The following is a 25,991-nucleotide window of genomic DNA, read 5'->3' on the forward strand; positions in this document are numbered from 1 at the left end:
CTACTGGACCGCCGGCTTGACGGCGGGCGGCAGGACGATCTTACCCGTGGCGACGTTCGCCGGCCAGATCGCCACCTGCTTGCCCGATTGCCACTGTCCGAGGACGCTGGTCATCAGGCCCGGCCCGTACTGGATCGAGTGGGTGAAGGTCTCGTCCTTGCCGTAGAAGGTGATGCGGCCGACCGTGCCGGTGTAGTCGGTCTTCTCCAGGGCCTCGATCAGCTTGTCGGCCTCCGTGGAGCCCGCCCACTTGACCGCTTCCGCCGTGTAGTAGGTCGCGTCGTAGGCCATGTAGCCCGCGTAGGAGGGCGCCCCGCCGAATCGCTTGGTGAAGGTCTGCGTGAAGGGGATCGTCTTCTCCGTCAGCGCCACGTCGGGCAGGGCCACGCTGTCGAACAGCACGCCCTGCGTGCCGCCGTTGGTGTTGGCCCAGAAGGTCGAGGAGGTGGCCTGCCCGCTGATGCCCGTCATGGCGATGGGCACCTGCTGGTTCTGCCATTGCACCGTCGGCTGCACGCCGACGTGGGCGATGCCGGTGACGATGAGATCGGGCTTGGCCGCCTCGATCTTGTTGTAGATCGGGGTGAAGTCGCCGGTATCCGGCGAGAAGCGGACGTGTTCGACCACCTTCAGCCCGGCCTTCGGCAGGCATTCCTCATAAGCGGCGTCCAGCGGCCGGGTCCAGGCCGCGTCCTCGCTCATGATCGCCGCCGATTTCGCCTTCAGGAGCCCGACCAGGGTCTCCTTGGCGGAATCGCACACGGCCTGCGCCAGGGCGTGCGAGGTCAGGTAGCCGTGGAAGGTGTACTTGTTGCGCGCATAGTCCTTGTGGACGTTGACGCTGATCTCGTTCGAGGCCGCGCCCGGCGTGATCAGGGGGGTCTTCAGCCGCGCCGCCCAGGGCATCAGCGCCAGCACGACTTCCGAGATGTAGCTCGCGATGACGAGCTGCACCTTGTCCTCGCTCACCGCCCGCTGGAAGGCGCGCACCGCGTCGGCCGCCGAGCTTTTGTCGTCATAAGTGACGACCTGGATCATCCGGCCGTCGACGCCGCCCTTGGCGTTGATCTCGTCGGCGGCGAGCTGCACCGCCTGCGGGATCGAGGCGCCCGCCACCGATTGCGCCTCGGCGATGACGCCGATCTTGATCGGGTCCGCCGCCTGCGCGGACGCGTTGAGAACGAGCGTCGCCGTCACCGCAGCGCATAGAATCCGCCCGACCTTGTCGAACATGGCGTTTCCTCTCGACTATGTCGTCATTCTTTATTTTGTCTCGTTGTGTGAAACCCTCCGTTGCCGGATGCAAGAGCCTGGCAGCGATTTCACTGACGTTTCCCGATCTCCCGTTCCGGGCGTTGTTTCTCTTCGCAACTGCGAGACAATACCGCTCTTGCGAAGTCACAACGCCCGCATTGCTTTGCCGCACGGGCGGTGGCAGCGAGGGGTCGAGACAGGTTGAGAGGGATCCATGACGGCCCATCGTCCCCGCACCGGCGCCCGCATCCTCGTGGACCAGCTCGTCGCCCAGGGGGTCGAGCGGCTGACCTGCGTGCCGGGTGAGAGCTACCTCGCGGTGCTCGACGCCCTGCACGATGCCGCCGTGGACGTGATGGTCTGCCGGCAGGAGGGGGGCGCGGCGATCATGGCCGAGGCCGCCGGCAAGCTCACCGGGCGGCCGGGCATCTGCTTCGTCACGCGCGGGCCCGGCGCCACCAACGCGGCGTCGGGCGTGCACATCGCCCGTCAGGATTCGACGCCGATGATCCTGTTCGTCGGCCAGATCGCCCGGTCGATGCGCGGGCGCGAGGCGTTCCAGGAGGTCGATTACCGCCGCACCTTCGGCGACCTCGCCAAATGGGCGGTGGAGATCGACGAGGCCGCGCGCATCCCGGAGATCGTCGCCCGCGCCTTCCGGGTGGCGATGCAGGGTCGGCCCGGCCCCGTCGTCATCGCCCTGCCGGAGGATATGCTGGACGAGGTGGCCGAGGTCGGCGACGCCCCCCGCGTCGAGCCCGCCGAACCGGCGCCGTCCCCCGCCGACATGGAACGGCTCGCCGCCCTCCTGGCCCAGGCCCGCGCGCCGCTGGTGCTGGTCGGCGGCTCCCGCTGGACGGCCGCCGATAGCGCGACGCTCGCCGCCTGCGCGGAGCGGTTCGACCTGCCGGTCGCCAACTCCTTCCGCCGCGCCGGCCTGTTCCCGGCGGATCACCCGAACTACGCGGGCGAACTCGGCATTGGCCCGAACCCCGCACTTCTGGAGCGCATCCGGCGATCCGACCTGCTGCTGATGGTCGGCGGGCGGCTCTCGGAGATGCCCGCGCAGGGCTACACATTGCTCGGCATCCCCGAGCCCGGCGTGCCCCTCGTCCATGTCCATCCCGATGCGGAGGAGTTGGGGCGGGTCTACCAGCCGGCTCTCTCCATCCAGTCGGCCCCCGGCCCGTTCTGCGCGGCGCTCACCGGCCTCGCCGCGCCGGAGCATGGCGGCGGGCGGGCGGCGCAGGCCCATGCCGCCTATCGCGCGTGGTCCGAGACGCCCGCGCCCCAGCCCGGCGCGTTCCAGTACGGCGAGGCGATCCTGTGGCTGCGCGGGCGCCTGCCGCCCGAGGCAATCCTGTGCAACGGCGCGGGCAACTTCGCGACCTGGGTCCACCGCTACCACCGCTTCCGCGCCTTCGGGACGCAACTCGCCCCGACCTCCGGCTCGATGGGCTACGGCCTGCCAGCCGCCGTGATGGCCAAGCGCATGAACCCGGAGCGGATCGTCGTAGCCTTCGCGGGCGACGGCGACGTGATGATGTGCGTGCAGGAATTCGCCACCGCCGTGCAATACGGCGCGGCCATCGTCGTCGTGGTGCTCGACAACGGCATGTACGGCACGATCCGCATGCATCAGGAGCGCGAATATCCCGGCCGGGTCTCGGCGACTAGCCTGAGGAACCCCGATTTCCGCGCCCTGGCGACGGCCTTCGGCGGCCATGGCGAGCGGGTCGAGCGCACCGAGGATTTCGCCCCCGCCTTCGAGCGCGCCCTCGCCTCCGGCCTGCCCGCGATGCTCCACTGCCTCGTGGACCCGCAGGCCCTCACCCCGACCCGGACCCTCGACGCCATCCGCGACGAGGCCCTGTCGCGCGGGCGCTGATGCAATCGCAGATACGCTCAGAAAAGAGAGGATTAACTTTCGGTCGATTAACTCAGGCCGCCAGGCTGCCGGGAGGGAGTGTCGTGCAAGCCGAAAAGCCCGCTCCGAAACCGTCCGCCCGCAGCCTGACGCTGCCGGAGATGCTGCTCCTCGTGCTGGCGGTCTCGGTCTGCATCTATCCGGCCTTCGCCCCGTTCGGTTCGTCGCGGCCCGCGCGGATCACGCTGGGGGCCGCCACCATGGCCGCGCCCCCTGTGGTGCCGGCGCGATAGGCGGGGGGCCCGTGGCGCGCTAACGCTCTGTCTTCACGGAACGGGGCGAGGGTGTCGTCATGCCCATCCGGCGCGGCGCGCGCGGATCCGGTCGGGTCTCCCTCGTCGGCGGCGTCCTCGGGCTCTGCCTCCTCGGCGCCGGCACGCCCCGGGCGGAACAGAGCCGCCCCGTCTACGAGGGGGCCGGCGGCGACCCGCGCATCTCCGTCTCGCAGCCCGAGACGACGAGCCAGGCCTCCGGCGGCTACAGCCGCTCCATCGAGCCCTCCCTCGGTCCGTTCGGGGACCCGTTCGGCCTGCGCCCGATCCTGAAGGAGCAGGGCATCGAGTACAGCGTGACCTACATCGCGGACGTGCTCGGCAACCCGGTCGGGGGTGTCCGCCGGGGCGCGGCGGTGGAGGACAGGCTGAACCTGCGGCTCAACCTCGATCTGGAGCGGCTGGCGGGCTGGGAGGGGGCCACCATCCACGCCAATGCCTACTTCATCTACGGCACCGGCCTGTCGCGCTACTTTGTCGGCAACCTGCTGCCGGTCAGCGTGATCGAGGCGCTGCCGTCGAGCCGGCTCTACGTGCTGTGGCTCGACCAGCAATTGTTCGACAACACCCTCGGCCTGCGCATCGGCCAGCAGGCCGCCGACACCGAGTTCTTCGTCAGCCAGACCGCGACGCTGTTCGTGAACTCGACCTTCGGCTGGCCCGCCATCACCGGCCTCGACCTGCCGAGCGGCGGCCCCGCCTATCCCCTCGCGACCCCGGCGATCCGGGCGAAATACGTGCCGGGCAACGGCTTCTCCCTGCAAGTTGGCCTCTATGACGGCGATCCCGCCGGGGCCAGCCGCCCCGGCGACGACCCGGAGGCCCAGCGCCTCAACCGCACCGGCACCAATTTCCGCCTGGGCGACCCCGCCCTGGTCGTGGCGGAGGCGACCTACGCCTACAACACCGAGGCCGGATCGCGGGAGCTGCCGGGGGACATCACCCTCGGCGGCTGGCAGCATTTCGGCCGGTTCGATTCCCTGCGCACGGACATCACCGGGCTGTCGCTCGCCGATCCCAACGCCACCGGCATCGGCCGCCAACTGCGCGGCAATGCGGGGATCTACGTCGTCTACGACCAGACCCTCTACCGGGAAGCCGGCAAGGACGACGAGGGGCTCGGCTTCTTTGTGCGCGCCGCCTACTCGCCCACCCGGTCGAGCCTCGTGAGCGCGTATCTGGACGCCGGCCTCGCCTACAAGGGCCTGATCCCCGGCCGCGACGACGACACCGTCGGCCTCAGCGTCGCCTATGCCCGCCTGGGCGACGACGCCCGCCGCGCCGACACGGACATGATCCGCTTCACCGGGCAGGCGATGCCCCGCCGCCGCGCGGAGAGCATCGTGGAGGCGACCTATCAGGCGGTGGTGGTCCCCGGCTTCACCCTCCAGCCGGACGCGCAGCTCGTGCTCCATCCCGGCGGCGGCATCGCCAACCCGCGTGATCCCAATGCCGGCCGGGTGAAGAACGCCGTGGTGCTCGGGATGCGCGCGACGGTGCAATACTGACCGCCCCTCCTCACAGCACGAGCCCGGGGTGGAAGGTCCCGTCGCAGAAGGGCAGGCGGAACTGCACGGCGACGGCGTCGCGCTGGAGCCGCACCACGGTGGCGTAGCGCTTGCCCAGCGTCACGCCCGCGCCGACGCGCAGGGGCACGGGGGCGGCGAGGGTGACGAGGGCGCCGGATTTCGACAGGTTGTCGATCCGGCCCTCCGCCGCCGATCCGTCGGGGAGCCGCACCGTCACCTGCCTGTGCTGGGGGACGATGCGCGGGTTGGCGCGCTGCTCCACCGGGCGCCCGCGCTGCTCCGCCTGCCACAGGAGCCGCGCCGCCACCCGCGCCGCCCGCACCCGGGTCAGGCGCAGGTGCAGCACGAACCCGTCCTTGCGCCCGCCGCCGATCCGGCCGGGGAGGGCGCCGACGGCGTCGAGGTAGCAGATCGCGTCCTGCCCCGCCCGGCCCGCCGCCGCCGTGGCGACGAGCGCTTCGTCCGGCGCGAGGAACAGCGCCCGGCAGGTCTCCTCGGCTTGCCCCGCGATGGACACGCGCCCGTCGATGGCGGTGTCGGCGGCGAGGGGGCTGTCGAACGGCGCGTGTGCCATCGGCGGGTCGTCTCGTCAGGCCGCACGGGCGGCGCGGTTGGCCACGAAGGCGCGGGCCTCCGCCGCCGGAAGGGGCTTGCTGAAGAGGAAGCCCTGGACCTCGTTGCAGCCCTCGCGCCGCACCGCCTCCAACTGCTCCACGGTCTCGACCCCCTCGGCGACGATGCTCATGCCGAGGCTCTGGCCGATGCCGACGACGGCCCGGATGATCGCGGCGGCGTCGGGCTCGGTGATGTCGCGGATGAAGGCCCGGTCGATCTTCAGCTTGTCGAAGGGGAAGCGGCGCAAGTAGCTCAGGCTGGAATAGCCGGTGCCGAAATCGTCCAGCGCGATGCGCACCCCGAGCGCGCGCAGCCGGTGCAGGCAGGCGATCGCCCCGTCCGCGTCCTGCATCAGCACGCCTTCGGTCACTTCGAGCTTCAGCCGCCCGGCCGGCAGGCCCGTGGTCGCGAGGGCGGTCAGCACCGCCTGTTCCAGGCCGCAGCGGAACTGCACCGGCGAGACGTTGACGCCGATCCACAGATCCTCGTCCCAGGTCAGGGCCTCGCGGCAGGCCTCCACGAGGGCCCAGGCGCCGAGCTGGGCGATCATCCCGGTCTCCTCGGCGACGGGGATGAAGTCGACGGGGGAGATCATGCCGCGCGTCGGGTGCTGCCAGCGCATCAGCGCCTCGAAGCTCACCACCGCGCCGGAGTCCACGTCGATGACCGGCTGGTAGACGAGGAAGAAGTCGCCCCGCCGGATCGCGTCCTTCATGTCGAGGGCGAGCAGGCCGCGTGTCGAGTTGCGGGTGAGCACGGTGGCCTCGAACAGGCAGTAGGTGTTCCGCCCGGACGCCTTCGCCTGGTACATCGCCATGTCGGCCTGCCGGAACACCTCCTCGGCCGTGGCCTCGCTCCCCGAGACGAGGGCGACGCCGATGCTCACCGCGATGTCGATCGTGCCGCCGTGATGCGGGATCGGCGCGCCGATCGCCGCGATGATCCGCTCGCAGGCCGCGTGGATCGCCCCGTCGTCCGGGACCTCGTCCAGGATCACCGCGAACTCGTCGCCGCCGAGCCGGGCCACGATGTCCTGCGGGCCCATCACAGCGCAGATGCGCTCCGCCACCGTGCAGAGCAGCCGGTCGCCCTCCGCGTGGCCGAACGTGTCGTTGACGGCCTTGAACCGGTCGAGGTCGCAGGCGAGCACCGCGTAGCGCGCGGAGCCGCGGCGGCTGCGCTCCAGCACCTCCCTCAGGCGGTCGTGGAACAGGGCGCGGTTGGCGAGGCCGGTCAGGGTATCGTGATGGGCCAGATGGATCACGTGCAGCTCGGCCTCCTTGCGGCGCGAGATGTCCATGAGCGTCCCGACGATCCGCAGGGCGTGCCCGGCCGCGTCGCGCTCCACCACGCGGGCGCGCAGGAGCACCCAGAGGTAGCGTCCATCCGCGCAGCGGCGGCGGTACTCGGCCTCGATGGCGAGGCTCGTGCCGGCCAGATGCGCCTGCATCAGGGCGGTCAGTTCCTCGCGGTCGTCGGGGTGGACCGCCTCCGCGTAGAAGGCGCCGGGCCGGGTCGGCGCGTCGGCGGGATAGCCGAGCTTGGCCGACCAGCGGGGCGAGAGCCACACCGCATCGGTGGCGCGGTCCCAGTCGAACAGCCCGTCGTCGCCGCTGTCGAGGGCGAGGGCGAGGCGCTCCTCGCTGGTGCGCAGGCGGCCCTGCGTCTCGGCGACCGCCCGCTGGAAGGCAAGCCGCTGGCGGACCAGGGGCACGAGGAGCAGGATCGCGACGAGGACGATCAGCGCACAGATCGCCGCGAGCCATTGGATGGAGTGGATGAGGGGGGCGCGGAACGCCGCCTCGGTCATGCCGACGCTGACCATCCAGCCGGCCTCGGGCAGGCGTTCGTAGGACATGCGCACCGGCAGGCCGCGCGGGTTCTTGCCGATCCAGACGCCCTTCGCGCCGACGCGCTCCGCGAAGCCCGCGATCGTCTGGCCGTAGACCAGCGGGTCGCCCTCGGTGCGGGCGATGACCCGCCCCTGGCGGTCCGCGAGGCTCGCAAGCTGCTGGGGGCCGAGGCCGCTACGCCGCAGGACCTCGGCGAAGACCGGGGCGTCCACCTCCGCCTCCAGGACGAAGCGCACCGCGTCCCCGCGCATCACCGGCACGGACAGCACGACGTAGCCGCCGCTGCCCCGCCGGATCAGGTCCGAGAACGAGGCCTCGCTGCGCCCGGCCTTCAGGCCCAGGCCGGTGCCGCCGTCCGGCGGCGCGCCGGTCCGAAACAGCACGTGCCCCGCGCCGTCGCGGAGGGCGACCTCGATCCGCTCCGGGGCGAAGAGCCGGTGGATCTGGTCGCGCAGGCGGGCGAAGTCGTTCGTGTCGAGGGCGGGGGAGGTGCCGAGCGCCTTGAGCAGCGCGAGGTGACTCGCGAGATACTGATCGACCTCGTCCGCCGCCCGCGCGACCTGCGCGGCGACGGACCCGGTGAGGCGGTCCTGCTCGGACGTGACCCAGGCGCGGCCGAGGAGGCCGCAGAGCAGGACGGAGGGCACGATGAACGCGGCGAACAGGCCGAGCGTGAACCGCACCGAATGGCGGCGCGTGCTCGCCGGATCGGTGGCGGGGACGGGCGTCACCGCCGCCGTGAGTCTCCGGCGCAGGATGTGGGTTCGCGACAGGAGACCCCTGCCGTTACGATCGGCCGTGCTCATAATTTGACACGCTCGTCGAAGTTCTCGGAGGTGAAGGGCGTGAGGAACTGGACGGCGATGCCGTCATCGAGCAGCCGCACCACCGTGGCGAAGCGCTCGCCGACGCGGACGCGGGCCCCGACGAAGGGGCCGTCCCGGGTGCTGAGGCGGATTGCCGCGCCCGACATCGAGATGTTGAGAACCGTGCCGGTCAGGACGATCTGCTCGCCGAGCCGCACCTCGACATCCTTGTGCAGGGGGACGATCCGGGGCGCGCGGCGCAGCTCCGTCGTCTCGTTGCGGGTCTTCGCCCACCATTCGAGCTGCGCCGTGATCCGGTCCCGGCGCGTCGGTTTGATCTGGAATGCGACGACGAACCCGGTCGACGTCGTGGCGATGGCCCGTCCCGGCAGAATTCCGACCTGATCGAAATAGCAAACGACGACTTGGCCCGTGCTGATCGTCGAGGCGACAGTCAGTTCGGCGGATTGAATGCTGACGTTGCGGGCGATGCAGGAATATTCATCGCCGTTCGACAGCAGGACCCGGCCGGTCAGGACGTCCTCGGCCTGGGTCGAGCGTGCAATCTCAAGTTTTCGACGTTCGAGTGTCGCTGCTTCCAGTTTTGGCATCGCGTCGGTTCAAGTCGTTTCGGGGAGTGAGGCCCCCTTGATTGCCTGACACCGCAGAGACAGCCGCATCTGATCCGAGGAACAATTCGGCCCTCTCTGCTTCCGCGATACTATGGCAGTGCTCGTTAAAAAAGACCTATAGCTCCAATCTAGCCGGAGTAATGGAAGTTTTTATACAATCTCTTGGAAGTAGGGCCGTACCAGTAGGTGGGCTGATGACTTCGGTTTTTGAATGCCGAATGCAAAGGGCCCCCGGCGAGGGGGCCCCCGCCCTCAATAGGTCGCGCGGCCGCCCGAGACGTCGAACACCGCCCCCGTGGAGAACGAGGCTTCCTCGCTCGCGAGCCAGCAAATCAGCGCGCAGACTTCGTCGATCCCGCCGAACCGGCCGAGCGGGATCTTCGAGAGCATGAAGTCGATGTGCTCCTGCGTCATTTGGTCGAAGATCGCCGTGCGCACCGCCGCCGGAGTGACGCAGTTCACGCGGATCTCGGTCTTGGCGAGTTCCTTGCCGAGCGACTTGGTCAGCCCGATCACCGCTGCCTTCGAGGCCGAATAGGCGGAAGCGTTGGGGTTGCCCTCCTTGCCGGCGATGGAGGCGACGTTGACGATCCGCCCGTAGCCGTTCCGCTCCAGGGCGGGCACGGCCGCCTGGTTGCAGTAGAACAGGCCATTCAGGTTCACGTCGATGACCCGGCGCCACGCCTCCGCCGGGTAATCCTTCACGGTGGTGTTCGGCCCGGTGATGCCGGCGCTGCAGACCAGCACGTCGAGGCCGCCCAGCGCCGCGAGGCTCCCCGCCATCGCCCGCGCCACCGCGTCGGGATCGGCGATGTCGAGGGCCTGCACGTCGGCGGCCCCGGTCGCCTCCTTCGCCTTGGCCAGGGCCTCGGCGTTGAGGTCCCACAGGCTCACCTGCGCCCCCTCCGCGCCCAGGCGCGTGGCGACCGCGAGGCCGATGCCGGAGGCGCCCCCGGTGACGATGGCCCGGCGGCCCTGGAAGCGGTTCGCGAAGGCCATGGTTCAGCCCTCCCGCCGCTGCCAGGCCAGCACGTCCTGGCGCTGCTGCCCCAGCTTCTCGATGCCGAGGGTCATCACGTCGCCGGGCTTCAGGTAGACCGGGTTCGGCTTGATGCCCATGCCGACGCCGGGGGGCGTGCCGGTGGTGATCACGTCGCCCGGCATCAGCGTCATGAAGCGGCTGACGTAGCTGACGATGTGCGCGCAGGTGAAGATCATCGTCCGGGTGTTCCCGGTCTGCATCCGCTGGCCGTTGAGGTCGAGCCAGAGGTCCAGCGCCTGCGGGTCGCCGACCTCGTCGGCGGTGACGAGCCAGGGGCCGACCGGCCCGAACGTGTCGCAGCCCTTGCCCTTGTCCCAGGTGCCGCCGCGCTCGATCTGGTATTCGCGCTCGCTCACGTCGTTGACGAGGCAATAGCCGGCAACATGATCCAGCGCCTCCGCCTCGGAGACGTACGCAGCGCGCCGGCCGATGACGATGCCGAGTTCGACCTCCCAATCGCCCTTCACCGCATCCTTGGGCAGCATCACCGGATCGTTCGGCCCGTTGAGGGACGAGATCGCCTTGGTGAAGATCACCGGCTCGGAGGGGATCGGCAGGTTCGATTCGGCGGCGTGGTCGGCATAGTTCAGGCCGATGGCGATGAACTTGCCGATGCCCGCCACCGGCACGCCGAGGCGCGGCTCGCCCGCGACCACGGGAAGGCTCTCCGGCGCCAGGGCGGCGAGCTTGGCGAGCCCGTCCGGCCCAAGGCTGCGCCCGTCGATGTCGGGGACATGGCCCGAGAGGTCGCGGATGCGACCCTCGCCGTCGAGCAGGCCGGGCTTCTCCTGGCCCGCCGGGCCGTAGCGCAGAAGCTTCATGGTGCGTCTCTCCCTCGCCCTTGCTAAATCCCATATTGTGGGATAGCGTTTTCCTATATGGGACGTTAACGGCGGGAGAGGAGCGGCGTCAATGTCCAAGCCCGTATCGGGCAGCCAGACCCTGCTGCGCGGGCTCGACGTGCTGGACGCGGTGGCGGCGGGGGCGAGCGACCTGCCGTCCCTGTCGGCGGCGCTCGGCACCACCCGCTCGACCACGCACCGTCTGGCGGCGGCTTTGGTGGAGCGGCGCTTCCTCACCTTCGTCCCGCGCGAGGGCTACCGGCTGGGGCCGAAGCTGATGGAACTCGGCTTCCGCGCGCAGGCGACGATGGCGGTGGCGCAGGTGGCCCGGCCGCATCTGGAGCGCCTGTCGGAGACCTGCGAGGACACGATCCATCTCGGCGTCCTCGACGGCGAGTGGGCGCTCTACCTCGACAAGATCCCCGGGCGGCGGCGGGTCGAGATCAGCTCGCGGGTGGGCGAGCGCCAGCCGGTCTGGTCCACGGGGCTCGGCAAGGCGCTGATCCTCGACCTCGGCGAGGCGCGCTGGCGCGATTTCTACCGGGTCGGCGAGGCGCGCGGCGCACATCCGCCGCGCGACCTCGACACGTGGCTGACGCGGATGCGCGACTACGCGGAGCGGGGCATCGCCTTCGACCACGAGGAGAACGAGCCGGAGGTGCGCTGCGTCGCGGCGCCGATCCGCGACGCCTCGGGCGCCATCGTCGCCGGGCTCAGTGTGTCGAGCACGGCGCAGTACATGGATGCCGGGCGGATGGAGCACCTGACCGGCGAGGTGCGCGCCACCGCCCGGACGATCAGCCGAGCGCTCGGCTGGTCCGGGTAGGGATCTATCGCCCGGCGGGCTCGTGGATCGGGCAGCCGTTGAAGCGCTCGCGGAACTGCGCGGAGTGCTTGTAGGGCGCGTTGCGGGCGCGGTTGATGTTGCCGAGGGGCCTGTGGGCGTCGAGCCCGGTCCAGACGCTGAAGCGCATCTGTTCGTCCACCGCCTGGACCCGCGCGGGATCCCAGCTGTCCTGCGGGCCGACGGTGATCGTGGCGACCGTCTGGAACGGCGCCTCCTCCTCGTCCCACTGCACTGTCGGGTCCTCGACCGGCTGGCGCTCCAGGTCGCGACAGAGCTGCACGCGGAACTCCCAGACGCCCTGGATGCCGCGCATCTCGGATTGCACCGTCTCGCGGATGGCGTTCGGGCGGCCGGAGGCGTCGATCTCGGTGCCGGTGAGGGCGGTGAGCGCCGGGGCGACGGGACGCACCGAGAACTTGGCGATGTAGTCGCCGTAGCGGAACGGCGTGACGCTGTAATAGGTCTCGCCGAGGGGATCGACGTTGGGCGCGCCGCCGAGGGAGGCGAGGGTCGTGCTCTCGACGCCCACCGCCTGCAGCGCCTTGTTGACCCCGCGCAGCACGGTGGAGCCGAACACCTTCAGGCCCTCGGCCCGGTCGGTGGTGGCGGCCAGCAGCTTCAGGCTGCCGAGGAACTTGTCGGCGCTCGGCGCCTGGAAGACCGGCCCGTTGACCATGATGAAGTTCTGCGTCGTCCCCTCCGCGTCCGGCAGGCGCGGGCCGGCTGCGTCGAGCACCTTGAGGGCGAGGCCGCGCGGCAGGGAGACCGAATCCGGCAGGATGTCGCCCGCGTTGGTGGACATCCGCAGGTAGACCTTGTGATCGCCGGGGGTGGCGAACAGGCCCTGCGCCAGCTCGGGCGGCAGACCGGCCTCGACGCGCATCGTCCCTTCGAGGATGCCGTGCGACTTGGCATGGACCGAGCGGACGGCGTGGCCGGAATCGTCGGCGACCCGCTGAAGGATCGTGTCGAAGGTCTGGCACAGGCCTTCGATGGTCTTGTCTTCGTCGGGCTTCACGGTCTCGACGTCCGGGCTATAGCGAACGGGTGCTTGCAAGGTCCGTCTCCAGGATAGGCTCGGAGAGAGAACGACTTGAGGAACGGCCCCGTTCCGGGTTGTGCGGCATTCAATCGCCCTCGTGTCTTTCGCCGGGAACGGGGCCGCATCGGCGGGTTTGTCAGCGAAAGCGACCCGTCCGTCCCCGTGAGGTCCCATGAGCTACCTGCGCTACGCACCCGACATCGAGACGCCGGCCCCGGACGAGCAAGACTCCATCGACGGCATCATCCAGGGCATGACCCAGCAATCGCAGGTCGTGGAGAAGCGCGAGCATCATGCGGTGCGGGCGAGCCACGCCAAGAGCACTGCCTGCGTCACGGGCGAGCTGATCGTTCCCGAGGGCCTGCCGGCCGAGCTGGCGCAGGGCCTGTTCGCCAAGCCCGGCCGCCATCCGGTGGCCGTGCGCTTCGCGCAGGGGCCGGGGGAGACCCTGGGCGACCGGGTCTCGACCCATCGCGGCCTGTCGCTCAAGGTGTTCGACGTGCCCGGCGAGAAGCTGCCGGGCCATGCAGCCGAGACGCAGGATTTCGTGCTGGCGACCGGCACGACCTTCCCCTCCGGCACGGCGGCGGGGTTCCTGCGCGACGGCACGGTGATCGGCAAGGCGACCGGCCTGCCCGAGGGGGTGAAGAGCGCGGTGGCCGCCACCGCCCGCAACCTCAACCGGGTGTTGCACGCCTTCGGCACGGAGAGCGCGCGGGCCGGCTTCTTCGGCTACCCGTTCAGCCATCCGATCGCCGACAGCTATTTCAGCCAGGCGCCGATGCGCTTCGGCGATTACGTCGCCAAGCTCGGGGCGGTGCCGGTGGGCGAGGCGCAGCGCGCCCTCTCGGATTGGCGCCTCGATCCGCACGCGGACGAGGACGGGTTCCGCCATGCCGCCACGGCGTTCTTCCGCGAGCATGAGGCGGTGTTCGAACTGAAGGCGCAGCTCTGGGCGGATGCGGAGCGCCAGCCCATCGAGGATTCCTCCGTCGACTGGCCGGTGGAGATCAGCCCCTACCGCACCGTGGCGACGATCCGCCTGCCGCGCCAGGATGCCTATTCCGCCGAGCGCGTCCGCTACTTCGATGAGGTGATGACCTTCCGGCCGGCGCACAGCCTCGCCCTGCACCGGCCCCTCGGGTCGATCATGCGGGCGCGGCTTCAGGTCTACCGGGCGCTCAGCGATTTCCGGCACCGGGAGAACGGGATCCAGGCCGAGGACACGGCCGCCATCGACCGCATCCCGGCCTGAGGCGCACTACCGGTAATCGGTGGGCACGAGGCCGTAGCGGGCGATCTTGTCGTAGAGCGTCTTGCGCGGGGCGCCCAGCGCCTCGGCGGCGAGGCGCACGTCGCCGCCCGCGACGATCAACTCGTCGCGGATCAGGTCGCGCTCGAACCGCTCGACGCGCTCGGCCAGCGTCGGGGTCGGCACGGCCTCGGCCGCCTTGTCCTCCGGCGCGAAGCCCAGCGCGCAGCGCTCCGCGAAATGCCCGAGCTCGCGCACGTTGCCGGGCCAGGGGTGGCGCTGGAGATGGTCGCGCACCGCCCGCGTCACCGGGGGCGGCTCGCGGCCGAAGCGGGTCGCGGCCTTCGCCAGGAAGTGCTGGAACAGCAGCATCACGTCCTCCCGCCGGTCGCGCAGCGGCGGGATGGCGACCGTGATGACGTTCAGCCGGTGGTAGAGGTCATCGCGAAACGTGCCCTGAGCGGCTTCCAGGCCGAGATCGACCTTGGTCGCGGCCACGACCCGCATGTCGATGGGGCGGACCTCGTTGGTGCCCAACGGCTCCACCGTCCGCTCCTGCAACACCCGCAGGAACTTCACCTGAAGCGGCAGCGGCATGCTCTCGATCTCGTCGAGGAACAGCGTGCCGCCCTGCGCGTGCTCGATCCGTCCGATCCGGCGCTTGAGGGCCCCGGTGAAGGCGCCGGCCTCGTGGCCGAAGAGTTCGCTCTCCACCACGCTGTCGGGCAGGGCGCCGCAATTCATGGCGACGAAGTTGCGCTCGGCCCGGCGGCTCCAGCGGTGCAGGGCGCTCGCCACCACCTCCTTGCCGGAGCCGGTCTCCCCCAGGACCAGCACGTCCACATCCGCCGCCGCCACGTCGCGCACGAGGCGGCGCAGGCGCACGATCTCCGGCGAGAGGCCGAGGAAGGCGGGGTCCTCGTCGAGGGCCGCGTCGAGGCTCGCCCGCAGGCGGCGGTTCTCCACCACGAGCCGCCGCCGTTCCAGCGCCCGGCGCACCGAGGCGACGAGGGCGTCGGCCGGGTACGGCTTGGCGAGGAAATCCACCGCCCCGCCCCGCAGGGCCGCCACCGCCATGGAGATGTCGCCGTGGCCGGTGATGAGGATCACCGGCAGGTCGGGGTCGATCCGGTGCAGCCGTTCGAGGAGGGCGCGCCCGTCCGCGCCGGGCAGGCGCACGTCGGTCACCACCACGCCCGGCGCCTCCGCGAGGATCGCGGCCAGCGCCGATTCGGCATCCCCGAAGGTCTCGACGGCGAACCCGTCGAGTTCCAGGCTCTGCCGGTTGGCGCGGCGCACATCTTCCTCGTCGTCGATGAAGACGACGCGCTCCGCTCCGTCCCCGCTCATGCGCTCGCCTCCGTTTCCTCGGCGCGGCTCTCGGCCGGCGCCGCGCGCACCAGTTCCACCCGGAACACCGTGCCGCCGCCGGGGGCGTCTCGCACGCTCAGCGCGCCGCCGCACTCCTCGACGATGCCGCGGCTGATGGCGAGGCCGAGCCCCAGCCCATCCGCCTTGGTGGTGAAGAACGGCTCGAAGATCTGCCCCCGCGCCGCCTCCGGGATGCCCGGCCCGTCGTCGCGGACCTCGATGCCGACGCGCTCGCCCTCCGCCGCGACCGACACCGCGACCCGCCGGGACGGCCGCGCGGCCACGGCGTCGAGGGCGTTCTGGAGCAGGTTCACGAGCACCTGTTCCAGGCGGGACGCGTCGCCGATCACCGCGAGGTCGGGCACGGCCTCGACGGTGATCGGCGTGCCGTCGGCCTCGGCCCGCGCCGCCGCCACCTCGAGAGCGCCGCGCAGGAGCGCGTCCACCGGCACCGGCTCGCGGCGGCCGGAGGCGCGGCGGGCGAAGCCCTTCAGCTGGCGGGTCAGGCCGCCGATCCGGTCGGTGAGCCGCCCGATCGCCGCGACGTTCTCCGCCGCGTCCTGCACCCGGCCGCGCTCCATCAGCTTGCCGGTGTTGTCGGCATAGGAGCGGATCGCGGCGAGCGGCTGGTTGATCTCGTGCGCCATGCTCGCGGCGAACTGGCCCAGCGCGGCGAGGCGCCCCGCTTGGGCGAGTTCGCGGCCTAGCCGCTCGCGCTCGGCCATCTCCTCGCGCAGACGCCCGTTGGCGGCGCTGAGGGCGCGGGTCCGCTCCTCCACCCGCGCCTCCAACTCGGCCCTCCGCGCCGCCGACTCGGCGAGGCGGTTGCGGGTGCGGGCGCGGCGGGCGAGCCAGACGGTGAGGCCGAACCCGGCGAGGCCCGTCGCCAGCACGGCGATCAGTTGCGCCTGCGCCCGTTCCCGCGCCACCGCCTTGGGGATCGGCGTGAGGCTGTGGATGCGCCAGGGCGTGTCGCTCACGGGGGCGTCGCGCAGCAGGGCGAGCGTGGCGGGCTGCGCCCCCCGGCCGACCCGCACGAGGCCGTCCTGCGCCGGGAAGAGCGGCAGGAGGCTCAGCGGCGCATCGCCGAAATCCTGCGCCGCGCGGATTTCGGCCTCCGCCTCGGCATCGAGGGGGCGCAGGCTGCGCAGGCGCCAGGCCGGGTCGCTCGCCACCAGCACGATGCCGCGCGGATCGGTAACGAACACCGCCTCGGACGCCGCGCGCCACGCGGCCTCCACCCCGTCGAACTCGATCTTCACCACCACCACGCCGAGCCGGTCCCCGACGCGCCGCGAGAGGTAGAAGCCCGCCCGCCCGCTCACCGTGCCCAGCGCGAATTGCGAGCCGGAGCCCCCGGCCATGGCATCGCGGAAATACGGGCGGAACGCATAGTTGCGGCCCACGAAGCCTCGCTCCTCGGTGGCGTTGCTCGCCGCGACCGTCAGGCCATCGGGGCGGATCACGTAGATCACCGCCGCCCCCGTCGCCGCTGCGATGGTCGCGAGGCGGGTGCTCACCCGCTGCGCGATCTCGGGGGCGGCGCCCTCGCGCAGGGCGTCGGCGATCTCGGGATCGGAGGCGAGGGCGAGGGGCAGGGCGGTCTGGCGCTGCATCTCCGCGTGCAGCGCCCCGGATTGGAGCGTCAGCGTCGCGCGGGCCTGCCGGGCGAGGTCGGCAAGGGCCGAGCGCTCGGCCGCCCGGCCTGCGAGCCACGCCGCCAGGACCATCGCTGCGAAGCCCAGGACGAGGGCCAGCACGCGCCCCGTCCCGGTGCTGCGAACGGCACTCACCGGAAAGTTCCCGGTGCGAAACCCCGGAAAGGTTTCGGGCCGCCCGTGCGGGATTTCGGAACGGGGGTTTCCGGCCCATCAGCCGTTCGTGCGGAAAACGCTGCCATCACAATGGTTTATGAATTCCTTCCGCGCGTCCGGCGAATGGCACAGCGGTTGCCATTCCTCGGACGTAACGCAGTCCTGCCATCCGCGCATGACTGCCGCCCCCGGGGCCAAAAGCAAGTGCGACGGACGCCGCGGCATTCCACCGGGGCCCACCTGAGCGTCCCAATTCTCGTTCTGGAGGAAATGCCTCGATGGTTGCCGTCCCGTCCCCGCTCACCGCGCCGCATCCGCCGGCCAAGCCGAAACCGTTCTACCGCACGCTGTACTTCCAGGTGCTGGTGGCTGTCGCGCTCGGCATCCTCACCGGCCATTTCTACCCGCAGCTCGGCGCGGACCTGAAGCCGCTTGGCGACGCCTTCATCAAGCTCGTGAAGATGATCATCGCCCCGGTGATCTTCCTCACCGTGGTCTCCGGCATCGCCGGCATGACCAATCTCGAGAAGGTCGGCCGGGTCGGCGGCAAGGCGCTGATCTACTTCCTCACCTTCTCGACGCTCGCCCTCATCGTCGGCTTGATCGTCGCGAACGTGCTGCAGCCGGGCAACGGCCTGCACATCGATCCGAAGTCCCTCGATCCGAAGACGATCGCCACCTACGCCGGCAAGGCGAAGGAGCAGAGCATCGTCGAGTTCCTGATGAACATCATCCCCACGACGGCGGTCGGCGCCTTCGCGGGCGGCGAGATCCTTCAGGTGCTGTTCTTCTCGATCCTGTTCGGCTTCGGGCTGGCCTTCCTGGGCGAGCGCGGCAAGCCGGTGCTCGACATCGTCAAGGTGCTGTCGGAAGCCATCTTCGGCGTCGTCAACATCATCATGAAGGTCGCGCCCCTCGGCGCCTTCGGCGCGATGGCCTTCACCATCGGCAAGTACGGCATCTCCTCGCTCGCCAACCTCGCCTACCTCGTCGGCGCGTTCTACCTGACCTCCGCGATCTTCGTGTTCGGCGTGCTCGGCCTCGTCGCCCGCTACAACGGCTTCTCGATCATCCGCCTCATCCGCTACATCAAGGAAGAGCTGCTCCTCGTCCTCGGCACCTCGTCGTCCGAGTCGGCGCTGCCCTCCCTGCTGGAGAAGATGGAGCGGGCCGGCTGCTCGAAGCCCGTCGTCGGCCTCGTGGTCCCCACCGGCTACTCGTTCAACCTCGACGGCACCAACATCTACATGACGATGGCCGCCCTGTTCATCGCCCAGGCGACGGACACCCCGCTGTCGCTCGGCGAGCAGGCGCTGCTCCTCCTCGTGGCGATGCTCTCCTCGAAGGGCGCGGCCGGCGTCACCGGCTCGGGCTTCATCACGCTTGCCGCGACGCTCGCGGTGGTGCCCTCGGTGCCGGTGGTCGGCATGGCGCTCATCCTCGGCATCGACCGGTTCATGTCCGAGTGCCGCGCGCTGACGAACTTCATCGGCAACGCGGTCGCCTGCATCGTCGTCGCCCGCTGGGAGGGCGAGGTCGACGAGGCCAAGCTCGCCGCGACGCTGGGCAACAAGCCGGTTCCGGCCACCGCCCCGGTGATGCACGCGGCGGAGTAAGCCCCGCCCGCCAGGACCCGCCCGACCCGATCCGCCCCGGCCCCGCCGGGGCGGATTTCGTTCGCGCTCACGCCACGTCGATCAGGTTGATGAGGCCGAGGAGGCCCGGAATCGTCGCCACGGCGGCCTGCGCCTCGCTCTTCTGGGACGGCCCCGCCACCGTGCCGGTGAGCGTGATCCAGCCCTCCCGCGCCTTCACGCGGATCGCGTCCGGCGGCAGCGTCATGGTCCAGCGGAGGACCAGGTCGGCGCGGCGGGCAAGGTCTTCGTCGCGGGGGCGCTGCGCGGCCGGGAGGCGCACCGCCACCTGAACCACCACGCCGCGCACGCCGCAGACCCCGCGGGCGGCGGCCTCGGCGGCCTCCCGCGCGGCGTAGCGCGCCACGTGGCCGGTGAGGGTGACGATGCCGTCATCCACGGCGACGCCGACCTGGGGGGCGTCGATGCGCGGGTCGGACGCGAGCGCGTCGATCACCGCCTGCCTCACGGCGCGGTCGGTCATGGATCCACTCCCTGCGGGGCCAAAGCCCAGGCTTGCCCGGCTGCGGGAGGGAGCGCCTTGATCCAGCGCAAAGCGCGCTGGGGATGTTCAGGAGACCAGCAGAGCCGCCGATTCCATCATCCGCCGCACCACCGCCTCGCGGCGGGCCTGGGCGAGGACGAGCCGGGCCGCCTTGCGCGCGTTCGCCGCCCGCTGCGCGGCGCCGGGGCAGCCATCCCGCAGGGCGCGGACGGCCAGCTTGCGAAACCAGTTCGCGTTGGCGCGGGCGATCGCGCGGCGTTCGGCAAAGCCGTTCGCCCTGGACGGCGCTGCCTCAGCGAGGCTCGACATGACGGTGACTCCCCATACGCTTCCCGTGCGGTGCTTGCCTGCCGCCGTCCGACTCACGGGAATACGCTATACGAACCATCTACCCCATGATCTTGCGGATTCAAAGCAGCAAAATCGAACTCAGTAATCAGCATGTACGCACAGGTTCAGCATTGGGTTCCGTGAGCGCTCACGGCCACGACTTGGTTGACGGACATGGTGGACGAGACTTCACCGGATTAACGCCGAAACGGCGGTATTCATCCCTGCGGCATAAGGTTTCTGCCGCGTCGCCGCCTTGCGGGAATCTGCGGATCACTTGCGTCAAGCTGAGATTCGACGGGGCTTCGGCCGAAGGAGACGGCGGGGCAAGCCCCGGCCTCACCTCTGCGTTGTCGAGCGTGAGAGCGTCCGATAGCCTCGCCGGCCCCATCAGAAGGAGAACGCCATGCACGTCACCATCGACCAGGCCCTCACGGCCATCCGGGCCGCCGAGGCGAAGGCGAAGGACCTCGGGACGCAGATGTGCATCGCTGTGGTGGATTCGGGCGGCAACCTGAAGGCCTTCCACCGGATGGACGATGCCTGGGTCGGCTCCATCGACATCGCGCAGAAGAAGGCCAAGACCTCGGTCTTCTTCGGCATGATGACCGGCCAGATCGGGCAGCTCTCGCAGCCCGGCGGCCCGCTCTACGGCATCGAGCATTCGAACGACGGGCTCATCACCTTCCCCGGCGGCATCCCGATCGTCGATTCGGAGGGCGTGATGTCCGGGGCGATCGGCGTCAGCGGCTCCACCGTCGAGAACGACCACGCCGTCGCGGAGGCCGGCGCCCGCTCCATCGGGCAGACCGAACTGCCGGCCCATCCCTGGCGCACCTGACCGGGATTCGGTCCCCCCTCCTCGTCATCCTGGGGGGAGGGGGGCGCCGTCCCTGGAAAGCCTTACCGCGCGGGCCTGATGCGCGGCAGGAACGCCGCCAGCAGGCCGATGGCCGGCAGGAAGGCGCAGAGGCGATAGACGAAATCGATGCTCGTGTGGTCGGCGACCTCGCCCAGCACCGCCGCCCCGAGCCCGCCCATCCCGAAGGACAGACCGAAGAACAGGCCGCCCACCAGCCCGACGCGGCCGGGCAGCAATTCCTGCGCGTAGACGAGGATCGCGGGCATGGCCGAGGCCAGGATCATCCCGATCGGCACCGTCAGGGCCACGGTCGCCCAGAACCCGGCATAGGGCAGGGCCAGGGTGAAGGGCAGGACGCCGAGGATCGAGCCCCAGATCACCGCCTTGCGGCCGATCCGGTCGCCCACCGGGCCGCCGACCAGGGTGCCCGTCGCCACCGAGCCGAGGAACACGAACAGGCAGAGCTGCGAAGTCTGCACCGAGACGTGGAAGCGGTCGATCAAGTAGAACGTGTAGTACGAGTTGAAGCTCGCCATGTAGAAGAATTTGGAGAAGATCAGCACGATCAGGATCCCGATCGTCCCGACGATCTTGCCCCGGCCGAGGGTCTGCAGGGCCGCGCCGGCCTTGGCGCCGCGCTTGCCCGCCGCGAGCCGCGCCCGGTACCAGCGCCCGACCCAGGCCAGCACGCCGATGCCGGCCAGGGCCGCGAGGGAAAACCAGATCACGCTGTGCTGGCCGTTCGGCACCACGATGAAGGCGGCGAGCAGCGGTCCGAGGGCCTGCCCCGTGTTGCCGCCGACCTGGAACACCGATTGCGCCAGCCCGTAGCGCCCGCCGGAGGCCGCCCGCGCCATGCGCGAGGATTCGGGGTGGAACACCGACGAGCCCATGCCGACGAGCCCGGCGGCGACCAGCAGCGCGGCGTAGGACCACGCGCTCGCGAGCAGCACGATGCCCAGCAGCGAGCAGGCCATCCCCACGGTGAGGGAGAACGGGCTCGGGCGCTTGTCGGTGCAGTAGCCGACCACCGGCTGGAGCAGCGACGACGTCAGCTGGAAGGTGAGGGTGATGAGACCGATCTGCCCGAAATCCAGCGCGAAGCTGTTTTTCAAGAGCGGGTACATCGCCGGCACGAGGGATTGGATCAGGTCGTTCAGCAGGTGCGAGAGGCTGAGCGCGGCGAGGATGCCGTAGGTCGTCATCTCGGCGCGGACCGGGCTCGGCGGCGACACCGCCGGCGAAGCCCCGTCGATCGCCGCCACCGGCCCCGCAGCCGCCAGCGCGTCCTCGACCCTGTGCGCGTCCATCTCGCGAACGTCCTTCTTGCGTCCAACCCCCGTGCGCGCGGTTTATGCGCCGGTCGTTTCGGCCCCGCTACACCCGATGGCGCAGGGCGGGTTTGCTTTCCGCTTCTGTTGCAACGCACACAAAGCCTGCCGCACCGCCGTTCAAATTTTTCAAAGCGGACACCAAATATTTTGCCGCTCTACAATCGAACATCTGCCGCACTGGCATATTGTATCGTTTATTTACTGCTTTAGAACCTGAACCCTTAGCATTCAGGTTGCATAGGAGCCTGCCTTACATGGCCATGCCCGCCGCAGATCCAGCGCAGGGTTCCACCGCCCTCGCCCCCGCCGGGGTGCGGGCTCCCGCCCTCGGTCGCTGGGGCCAGCTCGCCCTCGGCGTGCTGTGCATGTCGATGATCGCGAACATGCAGTACGGCTGGACGCTGTTCGTGAACCCGATCAACGACAAGTATCAGTGGGGCAAGGCGGCGATCCAGGTCGCGTTCACGATCTTCGTCGTCACCGAGACCTGGCTGGTGCCGATCGAGGGCTGGTTCGTGGATCGCTACGGCCCGCGGATCGTGACGCTGATCGGCGGCGCCTTCTGCGCCATCGGCTGGACGATGAACGCCTATGCCGATTCCCTCACGATGCTCTACGCCGCGGCGGCGGTGGGCGGCATCGGCGCGGGCGCGGTCTACGGCACCTGCGTCGGCAACGCCCTCAAGTGGTTCCCCGACCGGCGCGGGCTGGCCGCCGGCCTCACCGCCGCCGGGTTCGGCGCGGGCTCGGCGCTGACCGTCGTGCCGATCGCGGCGATGATCCGCGACAGCGGCTACGAGCACACCTTCCTCGTCTTCGGCCTCGGCCAGGGCATCGTGGTGATGATCGCCGCGCAGCTCCTCGCCGCCCCGGACGCGGGCTACAAGGACCGGATGCTCGCCGGGCGCACCGTCGCCAACGCCGTCACGCGGCGGCAGTACAGCCCGTCCGAGATGGTGCGCACACCGGTCTTCTGGCTGATGTACCTGATGTTCGTGCTGATGGCCGCCGGCGGCCTGATGGCGACCGCCTCCCTCGCCCCCATCGCCAGGGACTTCCAGGTCGACGGCGTGCCGGTCTCGATCCTCGGCCTGACCCTGCCGGCCCTGACCTTCGCGCTCACCATCGACCGGATCCTGAACGGCGTCACGCGGCCCTTCTTCGGCTGGGTCTCCGACCGGATCGGGCGCGAGAACACGATGGTCATCGCCTTCGCCATCGAGGGCACGGGCATCCTGGCGTTGGGCATGCTGGCGCACCACCCCATCGCCTTCGTGCTGCTCACCGGCCTCGTGTTCTTCGCCTGGGGCGAGATCTACTCGCTGTTCCCCTCGACCTGCGCGGACACCTACGGCGACCGGCAGGCCACGGCCAATGCGGGCCTGCTCTACACCGCCAAGGGCACGGCCTCCCTGCTGCTGCCCGCCTTCCTGCTGATCCAGACGCAGACCGGCAGCTGGCAGATGGTGTTCTACGTCGCCTCGGGCATGGCGTTCTTCGCGGCGTTCCTCGCGATGTTCGTCCTGAAGCCGATGCGGGCGCGCTTCGTGGCCCGGAGCCATTGAGGACGAGGGCGCCGCCCCCCCTGGCAAGCGGGGCGGCGCTCCCCTACCGTACCCTGAAACCTCCCGTAGAACTCCACGAGTGCTGAGCGAAGAGTCATGAGCATCGCGATCGTCGGCGCCGGGGCCATCGGCGGCTATCTCGGCGTGAAGCTGGCGGAAGCCGGCGAGGACGTCACCTTCATCGCCCGCTCGAATGCGGAGGCCATCGCCCGCGACGGCCTCAAGCTCATCGAGGAGGATGGGAGCGAGGTTCACGCCCGCAACGTAAAGGCCACCCGCTCGATGCAGGAGGCCGGGCCGCACGACCTCGTGCTGCTCACGGTGAAGGCGCATCAGGTCGGCCCCATCGCCGCCGACCTCAAGCACCTGATCGGCCCCGAGACGAGCGTCGTGACGATGCAGAACGGGATCCCATGGTGGTACTTCACCGGGGGCCATGGCGGCCCCTACGAGGGCACGCAGCTGGAGACCGCCGATCCCGGCGGGCTGATCGCGCAGCATCTCGACCCCCGCCGGGTCATCGGCTCGGTGGTCTACCCGGCGGCGGTCCTCACCGACCCCGGCACGGTGAAGGTGATCGAGGGCAACCGCTTCGGCCTCGGCGAGCTCGACGGCTCCAAGTCAGAGCGCGTGCTCGCCATCTCGCAGCGCCTGACCAAGGCCGGGTTCAAGGCCCCCGTCACCAGCGACATCCGGGCCGAGATCTGGCTGAAGCTGTGGGGCAACCTCAGCTTCAACCCGATTTCCGCGCTTACGCACGCAACCCTTGAGGACATCTGCCGCTTCCCCGACACGCGGGCGCTCGCCACGGCGATGATGAAGGAGGCCGAGCAGATCGCGAACACGCTCGGCATCACCTTCCGCGTCGGGATCGACCGCCGTATCGCCGGGGCCGAGAAGGTCGGCGCGCACAAGACCTCGATGCTGCAGGACGTGGAGGCCGGTCGCCCGATCGAACTCGAGGCCCTGGTCGGCTCGGTGATCGAACTCGGCCGCCTCGTCGGGGTGGCGACGCCCCATATCGACAGCGTCTACGCGCTGATGCGCCTTCTGGCGCAGAGGCTGGAGCGGGCGAACGGTCGCCTCTCCATCGTCTCTGCCTGATCATCCGAGGATTCCGACGTGTCCGCTTCCGCAACCACCCTTCGTGATCTCATCGGTGCGGGCGCGGACGAGGCGCCCGCCCTCACGAGCCCCGGCGGCGTGCCGCTGACCTTCGGGCATCTGCGTGCCCTGGCCGACCGCACCGTCGCCGACCTCAACGCCCAGGGCATCGGCCGGGGCGAGCGCGTTGCCATCGTGCTGCCGAATGGCCCCGAGATGGCCGCCGCCTTCATCGCGGTGGCGGCGGGCACCACCTCGGCCCCGCTGAACCCGGCCTACAAGGCGGACGAGTTCGAGTTCTACCTCACGGACCTGCGCGCCAAGCTGCTGGTCGTGGCCGAGGGCAGCGAGTCTCCGGCCGTCGCCGTCGCCGAGAAGCTCGGCATGGCGGTGGCCCGGCTGAAGCCCACCCCCGAGCAGGGCGCCGGCAGCTTCACCCTGTCCTTCTCCGGGGAGGCCGGAGCGCCCCCCGCCCAGGGCGGCCTCGCCGAGGAGGGCGACATCGCCCTCGTGTTGCACACCTCCGGCACCACCTCGCGCCCGAAGATCGTGCCGCTCAGCCAGGGCAACGTCTGCGCCTCGGCCCGGCACATCCGCACGAGCCTTGCCTTCACGGCGGAGGATCGCGGCCTCAACATCATGCCCCTGTTCCACATCCACGGACTGATCGCGGGCACCCTGGCGCCGCTCTCGGCGGGCGGGCAGATCTGCTGCACGCCGGGCTTCAACGCCCTGAAGTTCTTCTCCTGGATGGAGGAGGCCAAGCCCACTTGGTACACGGGCGTGCCGACGATGCACCAGGCGATCCTCGGCCGCGCGGGGCGCAACCGCGAGATCATCGCCGCGACGCCCCTGCGCTTCATCCGCTCCTCGTCCGCCTCGCTGCCGCCGCAGGTGCTCCGCGAACTGGAGGAGACCTTCGGCGCTCCGGTGATCGAGGCCTACGGCATGACCGAGGCCGCCCACCAGATGGCCTCGAACCCCTTGCCGCCGCGGAAGAACCGCCCCGGCGCGGTCGGCCTCGCAGCGGGCCCGGAGATCGCGGTGGTGGGCCTGGACGGCGAGCCCCTGCCGGTCGGCGAGACCGGCGAGATCGTCATCCGCGGCCCCAACGTGATGGCGGGCTACGAGAACAACGACAAGGCCAATGCCGAGGCCTTCACCCGCCAGGGCTGGTTCCGCACCGGCGACCAGGGCACCCTTTCGGAGGACGGCTTCCTGACGATCACCGGCCGCCTCAAGGAGATCATCAACCGGGGCGGCGAGAAGATCAGCCCCCGCGAGGTCGATGAGATCCTCCTCGACCACCCGGCCGTGCTGCAATGCGTGACCTTCGCCCTGCCGCACGACAAGCTCGGGGAGGAGGTGGCCGCCGCCATCGTCCTGCGCGAGGGCATCTCCGCCGAGGAGAAGGAGATCCGGGGCTTCGCCTCCGAGCGGCTGGCGCCGTTCAAGGTGCCGGCGAAGATCGTCATCCTGCCGGAAATCCCGCGCGGCGCCACCGGCAAGCTCCAGCGGATCGGCTTGGCCCAGAAGCTCGGCCTCGCCTGACTTTTGCG

Annotated in this window: 22 protein-coding genes; 10 read left to right on the forward strand and 12 right to left on the reverse strand. The window is 70.3% G+C overall.

Annotated features, from left to right (window positions below; genetic code table 11):
- Complete coding sequence (locus MKK52_RS19615; protein WP_243956641.1) at positions 1-1,233, reverse strand: ABC transporter substrate-binding protein; 1,233 nt, start codon at positions 1,231-1,233, stop codon at positions 1-3.
- 235 nt (positions 1,234-1,468) lie between these two features.
- On the opposite strand from MKK52_RS19615, the gene MKK52_RS19620 reads away from it, so the two are divergent.
- From MKK52_RS19620 to MKK52_RS19630, 3 genes are all read left to right on the forward strand, one after another.
- Positions 1,469-3,142, forward strand: coding sequence for a thiamine pyrophosphate-binding protein (locus MKK52_RS19620; RefSeq protein WP_243956643.1), 1,674 nt, complete (start codon positions 1,469-1,471; stop codon positions 3,140-3,142).
- Positions 3,143-3,225: 83 nt separating this feature from the next.
- Positions 3,226-3,414: a hypothetical protein gene (locus MKK52_RS19625; protein ID WP_243956644.1), complete on the forward strand. Its 189-nt coding sequence runs from the start codon at positions 3,226-3,228 to the stop codon at positions 3,412-3,414.
- A 59-nt stretch (positions 3,415-3,473) separates the two neighbouring features.
- The gene (locus MKK52_RS19630; RefSeq protein WP_243956646.1) at positions 3,474-4,961 is read left to right on the forward strand and encodes a carbohydrate porin; all 1,488 of its coding nucleotides are present in this window, start codon (positions 3,474-3,476) and stop codon (positions 4,959-4,961) included.
- Between the two features lie 10 nt (positions 4,962-4,971).
- On the opposite strand, the gene MKK52_RS19635 is transcribed toward MKK52_RS19630, so the two are convergent.
- The 5 genes from MKK52_RS19635 to MKK52_RS19655 form a co-directional block, all read right to left on the reverse strand.
- Positions 4,972-5,556, reverse strand: coding sequence for a PilZ domain-containing protein (locus MKK52_RS19635; RefSeq protein WP_243956648.1), 585 nt, complete (start codon positions 5,554-5,556; stop codon positions 4,972-4,974).
- Between the two features lie 15 nt (positions 5,557-5,571).
- Complete coding sequence (locus tag MKK52_RS19640) at positions 5,572-8,256, reverse strand: EAL domain-containing protein (RefSeq protein ID WP_243956650.1); 2,685 nt, start codon at positions 8,254-8,256, stop codon at positions 5,572-5,574.
- The gene (locus MKK52_RS19645; protein WP_243956652.1) at positions 8,253-8,867 is read right to left on the reverse strand and encodes a PilZ domain-containing protein; all 615 of its coding nucleotides are present in this window, start codon (positions 8,865-8,867) and stop codon (positions 8,253-8,255) included. Before MKK52_RS19645 ends, MKK52_RS19640 begins: the two co-directional genes overlap by 4 nt.
- Positions 8,868-9,140: 273 nt before the next feature.
- Positions 9,141-9,887, reverse strand: a complete 747-nt coding sequence (locus MKK52_RS19650) for an SDR family NAD(P)-dependent oxidoreductase (protein ID WP_243956653.1) — start codon at positions 9,885-9,887, stop codon at positions 9,141-9,143.
- A 3-nt stretch (positions 9,888-9,890) separates the two neighbouring features.
- Positions 9,891-10,751 carry a fumarylacetoacetate hydrolase family protein gene (locus tag MKK52_RS19655; protein ID WP_243956654.1) on the reverse strand — a complete coding sequence of 287 codons (861 nt, stop codon included), beginning with the start codon at positions 10,749-10,751 and terminating at the stop codon, positions 9,891-9,893.
- Positions 10,752-10,842: 91 nt separating this feature from the next.
- Here MKK52_RS19655 and MKK52_RS19660 point away from each other — a divergent pair, with 91 nt between their 5' ends.
- A complete protein-coding gene (locus MKK52_RS19660; RefSeq protein ID WP_243956655.1) occupies positions 10,843-11,598 on the forward strand; it encodes an IclR family transcriptional regulator in 756 nt (251 codons plus the stop codon).
- 4 nt (positions 11,599-11,602) lie between these two features.
- Here MKK52_RS19660 and MKK52_RS19665 read toward each other — a convergent pair whose 3' ends face one another.
- On the reverse strand, positions 11,603-12,676 hold the full coding sequence (locus tag MKK52_RS19665; RefSeq protein WP_243956656.1) for a catalase family protein: 1,074 nt from the start codon (positions 12,674-12,676) through the stop codon (positions 11,603-11,605).
- Positions 12,677-12,833: 157 nt separating this feature from the next.
- Here MKK52_RS19665 and MKK52_RS19670 point away from each other — a divergent pair, with 157 nt between their 5' ends.
- Positions 12,834-13,916 carry a catalase family protein gene (locus tag MKK52_RS19670; RefSeq protein ID WP_243956657.1) on the forward strand — a complete coding sequence of 361 codons (1,083 nt, stop codon included), beginning with the start codon at positions 12,834-12,836 and terminating at the stop codon, positions 13,914-13,916.
- 6 nt (positions 13,917-13,922) lie between these two features.
- On the opposite strand, the gene MKK52_RS19675 is transcribed toward MKK52_RS19670, so the two are convergent.
- Together MKK52_RS19675 and MKK52_RS19680 are read right to left on the reverse strand one after the other, a co-directional pair.
- Positions 13,923-15,263 carry a sigma-54-dependent transcriptional regulator gene (locus MKK52_RS19675; protein ID WP_243956658.1) on the reverse strand — a complete coding sequence of 447 codons (1,341 nt, stop codon included), beginning with the start codon at positions 15,261-15,263 and terminating at the stop codon, positions 13,923-13,925.
- Complete coding sequence (locus MKK52_RS19680) at positions 15,260-17,077, reverse strand: ATP-binding protein (RefSeq protein WP_243956660.1); 1,818 nt, start codon at positions 17,075-17,077, stop codon at positions 15,260-15,262. The genes MKK52_RS19675 and MKK52_RS19680 overlap by 4 nt, the downstream gene beginning before the upstream one ends.
- A 299-nt stretch (positions 17,078-17,376) precedes the next feature.
- On the opposite strand from MKK52_RS19680, the gene MKK52_RS19685 reads away from it, so the two are divergent.
- The gene (locus MKK52_RS19685; RefSeq protein WP_243956662.1) at positions 17,377-18,714 is read left to right on the forward strand and encodes a dicarboxylate/amino acid:cation symporter; all 1,338 of its coding nucleotides are present in this window, start codon (positions 17,377-17,379) and stop codon (positions 18,712-18,714) included.
- 67 nt (positions 18,715-18,781) lie between these two features.
- Here the strand turns inward: MKK52_RS19685 and MKK52_RS19690 are convergent, their stop codons facing one another.
- Together MKK52_RS19690 and MKK52_RS19695 are read right to left on the reverse strand one after the other, a co-directional pair.
- Positions 18,782-19,216: a BON domain-containing protein gene (locus MKK52_RS19690; protein ID WP_243956664.1), complete on the reverse strand. Its 435-nt coding sequence runs from the start codon at positions 19,214-19,216 to the stop codon at positions 18,782-18,784.
- Positions 19,217-19,303: 87 nt separating this feature from the next.
- Positions 19,304-19,546: a hypothetical protein gene (locus tag MKK52_RS19695; protein ID WP_243956666.1), complete on the reverse strand. Its 243-nt coding sequence runs from the start codon at positions 19,544-19,546 to the stop codon at positions 19,304-19,306.
- A gap of 427 nt (positions 19,547-19,973) precedes the next feature.
- Here MKK52_RS19695 and MKK52_RS19700 point away from each other — a divergent pair, with 427 nt between their 5' ends.
- Entirely contained in the window at positions 19,974-20,408 is a 435-nt protein-coding gene (locus MKK52_RS19700) for a GlcG/HbpS family heme-binding protein (RefSeq protein WP_243956668.1), read from the forward strand.
- Positions 20,409-20,470: 62 nt separating this feature from the next.
- On the opposite strand, the gene MKK52_RS19705 is transcribed toward MKK52_RS19700, so the two are convergent.
- The gene (locus MKK52_RS19705) at positions 20,471-21,634 is read right to left on the reverse strand and encodes an MFS transporter (RefSeq protein ID WP_243956728.1); all 1,164 of its coding nucleotides are present in this window, start codon (positions 21,632-21,634) and stop codon (positions 20,471-20,473) included.
- A gap of 383 nt (positions 21,635-22,017) precedes the next feature.
- Between MKK52_RS19705 and oxlT the strand changes: the two genes are divergently transcribed.
- The 3 genes from oxlT to MKK52_RS19720 all read left to right on the forward strand — a co-directional run bounded on the left by oxlT (position 22,018) and on the right by MKK52_RS19720 (position 25,983).
- Positions 22,018-23,328 carry an oxalate/formate MFS antiporter gene (gene oxlT / locus MKK52_RS19710; RefSeq protein ID WP_243956670.1) on the forward strand — a complete coding sequence of 437 codons (1,311 nt, stop codon included), beginning with the start codon at positions 22,018-22,020 and terminating at the stop codon, positions 23,326-23,328.
- A gap of 96 nt (positions 23,329-23,424) precedes the next feature.
- Positions 23,425-24,432: a 2-dehydropantoate 2-reductase gene (locus MKK52_RS19715; protein WP_243956671.1), complete on the forward strand. Its 1,008-nt coding sequence runs from the start codon at positions 23,425-23,427 to the stop codon at positions 24,430-24,432.
- An 18-nt stretch (positions 24,433-24,450) separates the two neighbouring features.
- A complete protein-coding gene (locus tag MKK52_RS19720; protein ID WP_243956672.1) occupies positions 24,451-25,983 on the forward strand; it encodes an acyl--CoA ligase in 1,533 nt (510 codons plus the stop codon).
- Positions 25,984-25,991 lie beyond the last annotated feature (8 nt).

It is taken from the genome of Methylobacterium sp. J-067 (assembly GCF_022829465.1).
Taxonomy (GTDB): Bacteria; Pseudomonadota; Alphaproteobacteria; order Rhizobiales; family Beijerinckiaceae; genus Methylobacterium; species Methylobacterium litchii.

What these genes read in the sequence shown, in the direction of transcription:
- MKK52_RS19615 (WP_243956641.1), bottom strand. Translation starts at nt 1,233, where the DNA reads ATGTTCGACAAGGTCGGGCGGATTCTATGCGCTGCGGTGACGGCGACG.
- MKK52_RS19670 (WP_243956657.1), top strand. Translation starts at nt 12,834, where the DNA reads ATGAGCTACCTGCGCTACGCACCCGACATCGAGACGCCGGCCCCGGAC.
- MKK52_RS19715 (WP_243956671.1), top strand. Translation starts at nt 23,425, where the DNA reads ATGAGCATCGCGATCGTCGGCGCCGGGGCCATCGGCGGCTATCTCGGC.
- oxlT (WP_243956670.1), top strand. Translation starts at nt 22,018, where the DNA reads ATGGCCATGCCCGCCGCAGATCCAGCGCAGGGTTCCACCGCCCTCGCC.
- MKK52_RS19645 (WP_243956652.1), bottom strand. Translation starts at nt 8,867, where the DNA reads ATGCCAAAACTGGAAGCAGCGACACTCGAACGTCGAAAACTTGAGATT.
- MKK52_RS19690 (WP_243956664.1), bottom strand. Translation starts at nt 19,216, where the DNA reads ATGACCGACCGCGCCGTGAGGCAGGCGGTGATCGACGCGCTCGCGTCC.
- MKK52_RS19650 (WP_243956653.1), bottom strand. Translation starts at nt 9,887, where the DNA reads ATGGCCTTCGCGAACCGCTTCCAGGGCCGCCGGGCCATCGTCACCGGG.
- MKK52_RS19660 (WP_243956655.1), top strand. Translation starts at nt 10,843, where the DNA reads ATGTCCAAGCCCGTATCGGGCAGCCAGACCCTGCTGCGCGGGCTCGAC.
- MKK52_RS19685 (WP_243956662.1), top strand. Translation starts at nt 17,377, where the DNA reads ATGGTTGCCGTCCCGTCCCCGCTCACCGCGCCGCATCCGCCGGCCAAG.
- MKK52_RS19630 (WP_243956646.1), top strand. Translation starts at nt 3,474, where the DNA reads ATGCCCATCCGGCGCGGCGCGCGCGGATCCGGTCGGGTCTCCCTCGTC.
- MKK52_RS19620 (WP_243956643.1), top strand. Translation starts at nt 1,469, where the DNA reads ATGACGGCCCATCGTCCCCGCACCGGCGCCCGCATCCTCGTGGACCAG.
- MKK52_RS19705 (WP_243956728.1), bottom strand. Translation starts at nt 21,634, where the DNA reads ATGACGACCTACGGCATCCTCGCCGCGCTCAGCCTCTCGCACCTGCTG.
- MKK52_RS19635 (WP_243956648.1), bottom strand. Translation starts at nt 5,556, where the DNA reads ATGGCACACGCGCCGTTCGACAGCCCCCTCGCCGCCGACACCGCCATC.
- MKK52_RS19700 (WP_243956668.1), top strand. Translation starts at nt 19,974, where the DNA reads ATGCACGTCACCATCGACCAGGCCCTCACGGCCATCCGGGCCGCCGAG.
- MKK52_RS19640 (WP_243956650.1), bottom strand. Translation starts at nt 8,256, where the DNA reads ATGAGCACGGCCGATCGTAACGGCAGGGGTCTCCTGTCGCGAACCCAC.
- MKK52_RS19695 (WP_243956666.1), bottom strand. Translation starts at nt 19,546, where the DNA reads ATGTCGAGCCTCGCTGAGGCAGCGCCGTCCAGGGCGAACGGCTTTGCC.
- MKK52_RS19675 (WP_243956658.1), bottom strand. Translation starts at nt 15,263, where the DNA reads ATGAGCGGGGACGGAGCGGAGCGCGTCGTCTTCATCGACGACGAGGAA.
- MKK52_RS19655 (WP_243956654.1), bottom strand. Translation starts at nt 10,751, where the DNA reads ATGAAGCTTCTGCGCTACGGCCCGGCGGGCCAGGAGAAGCCCGGCCTG.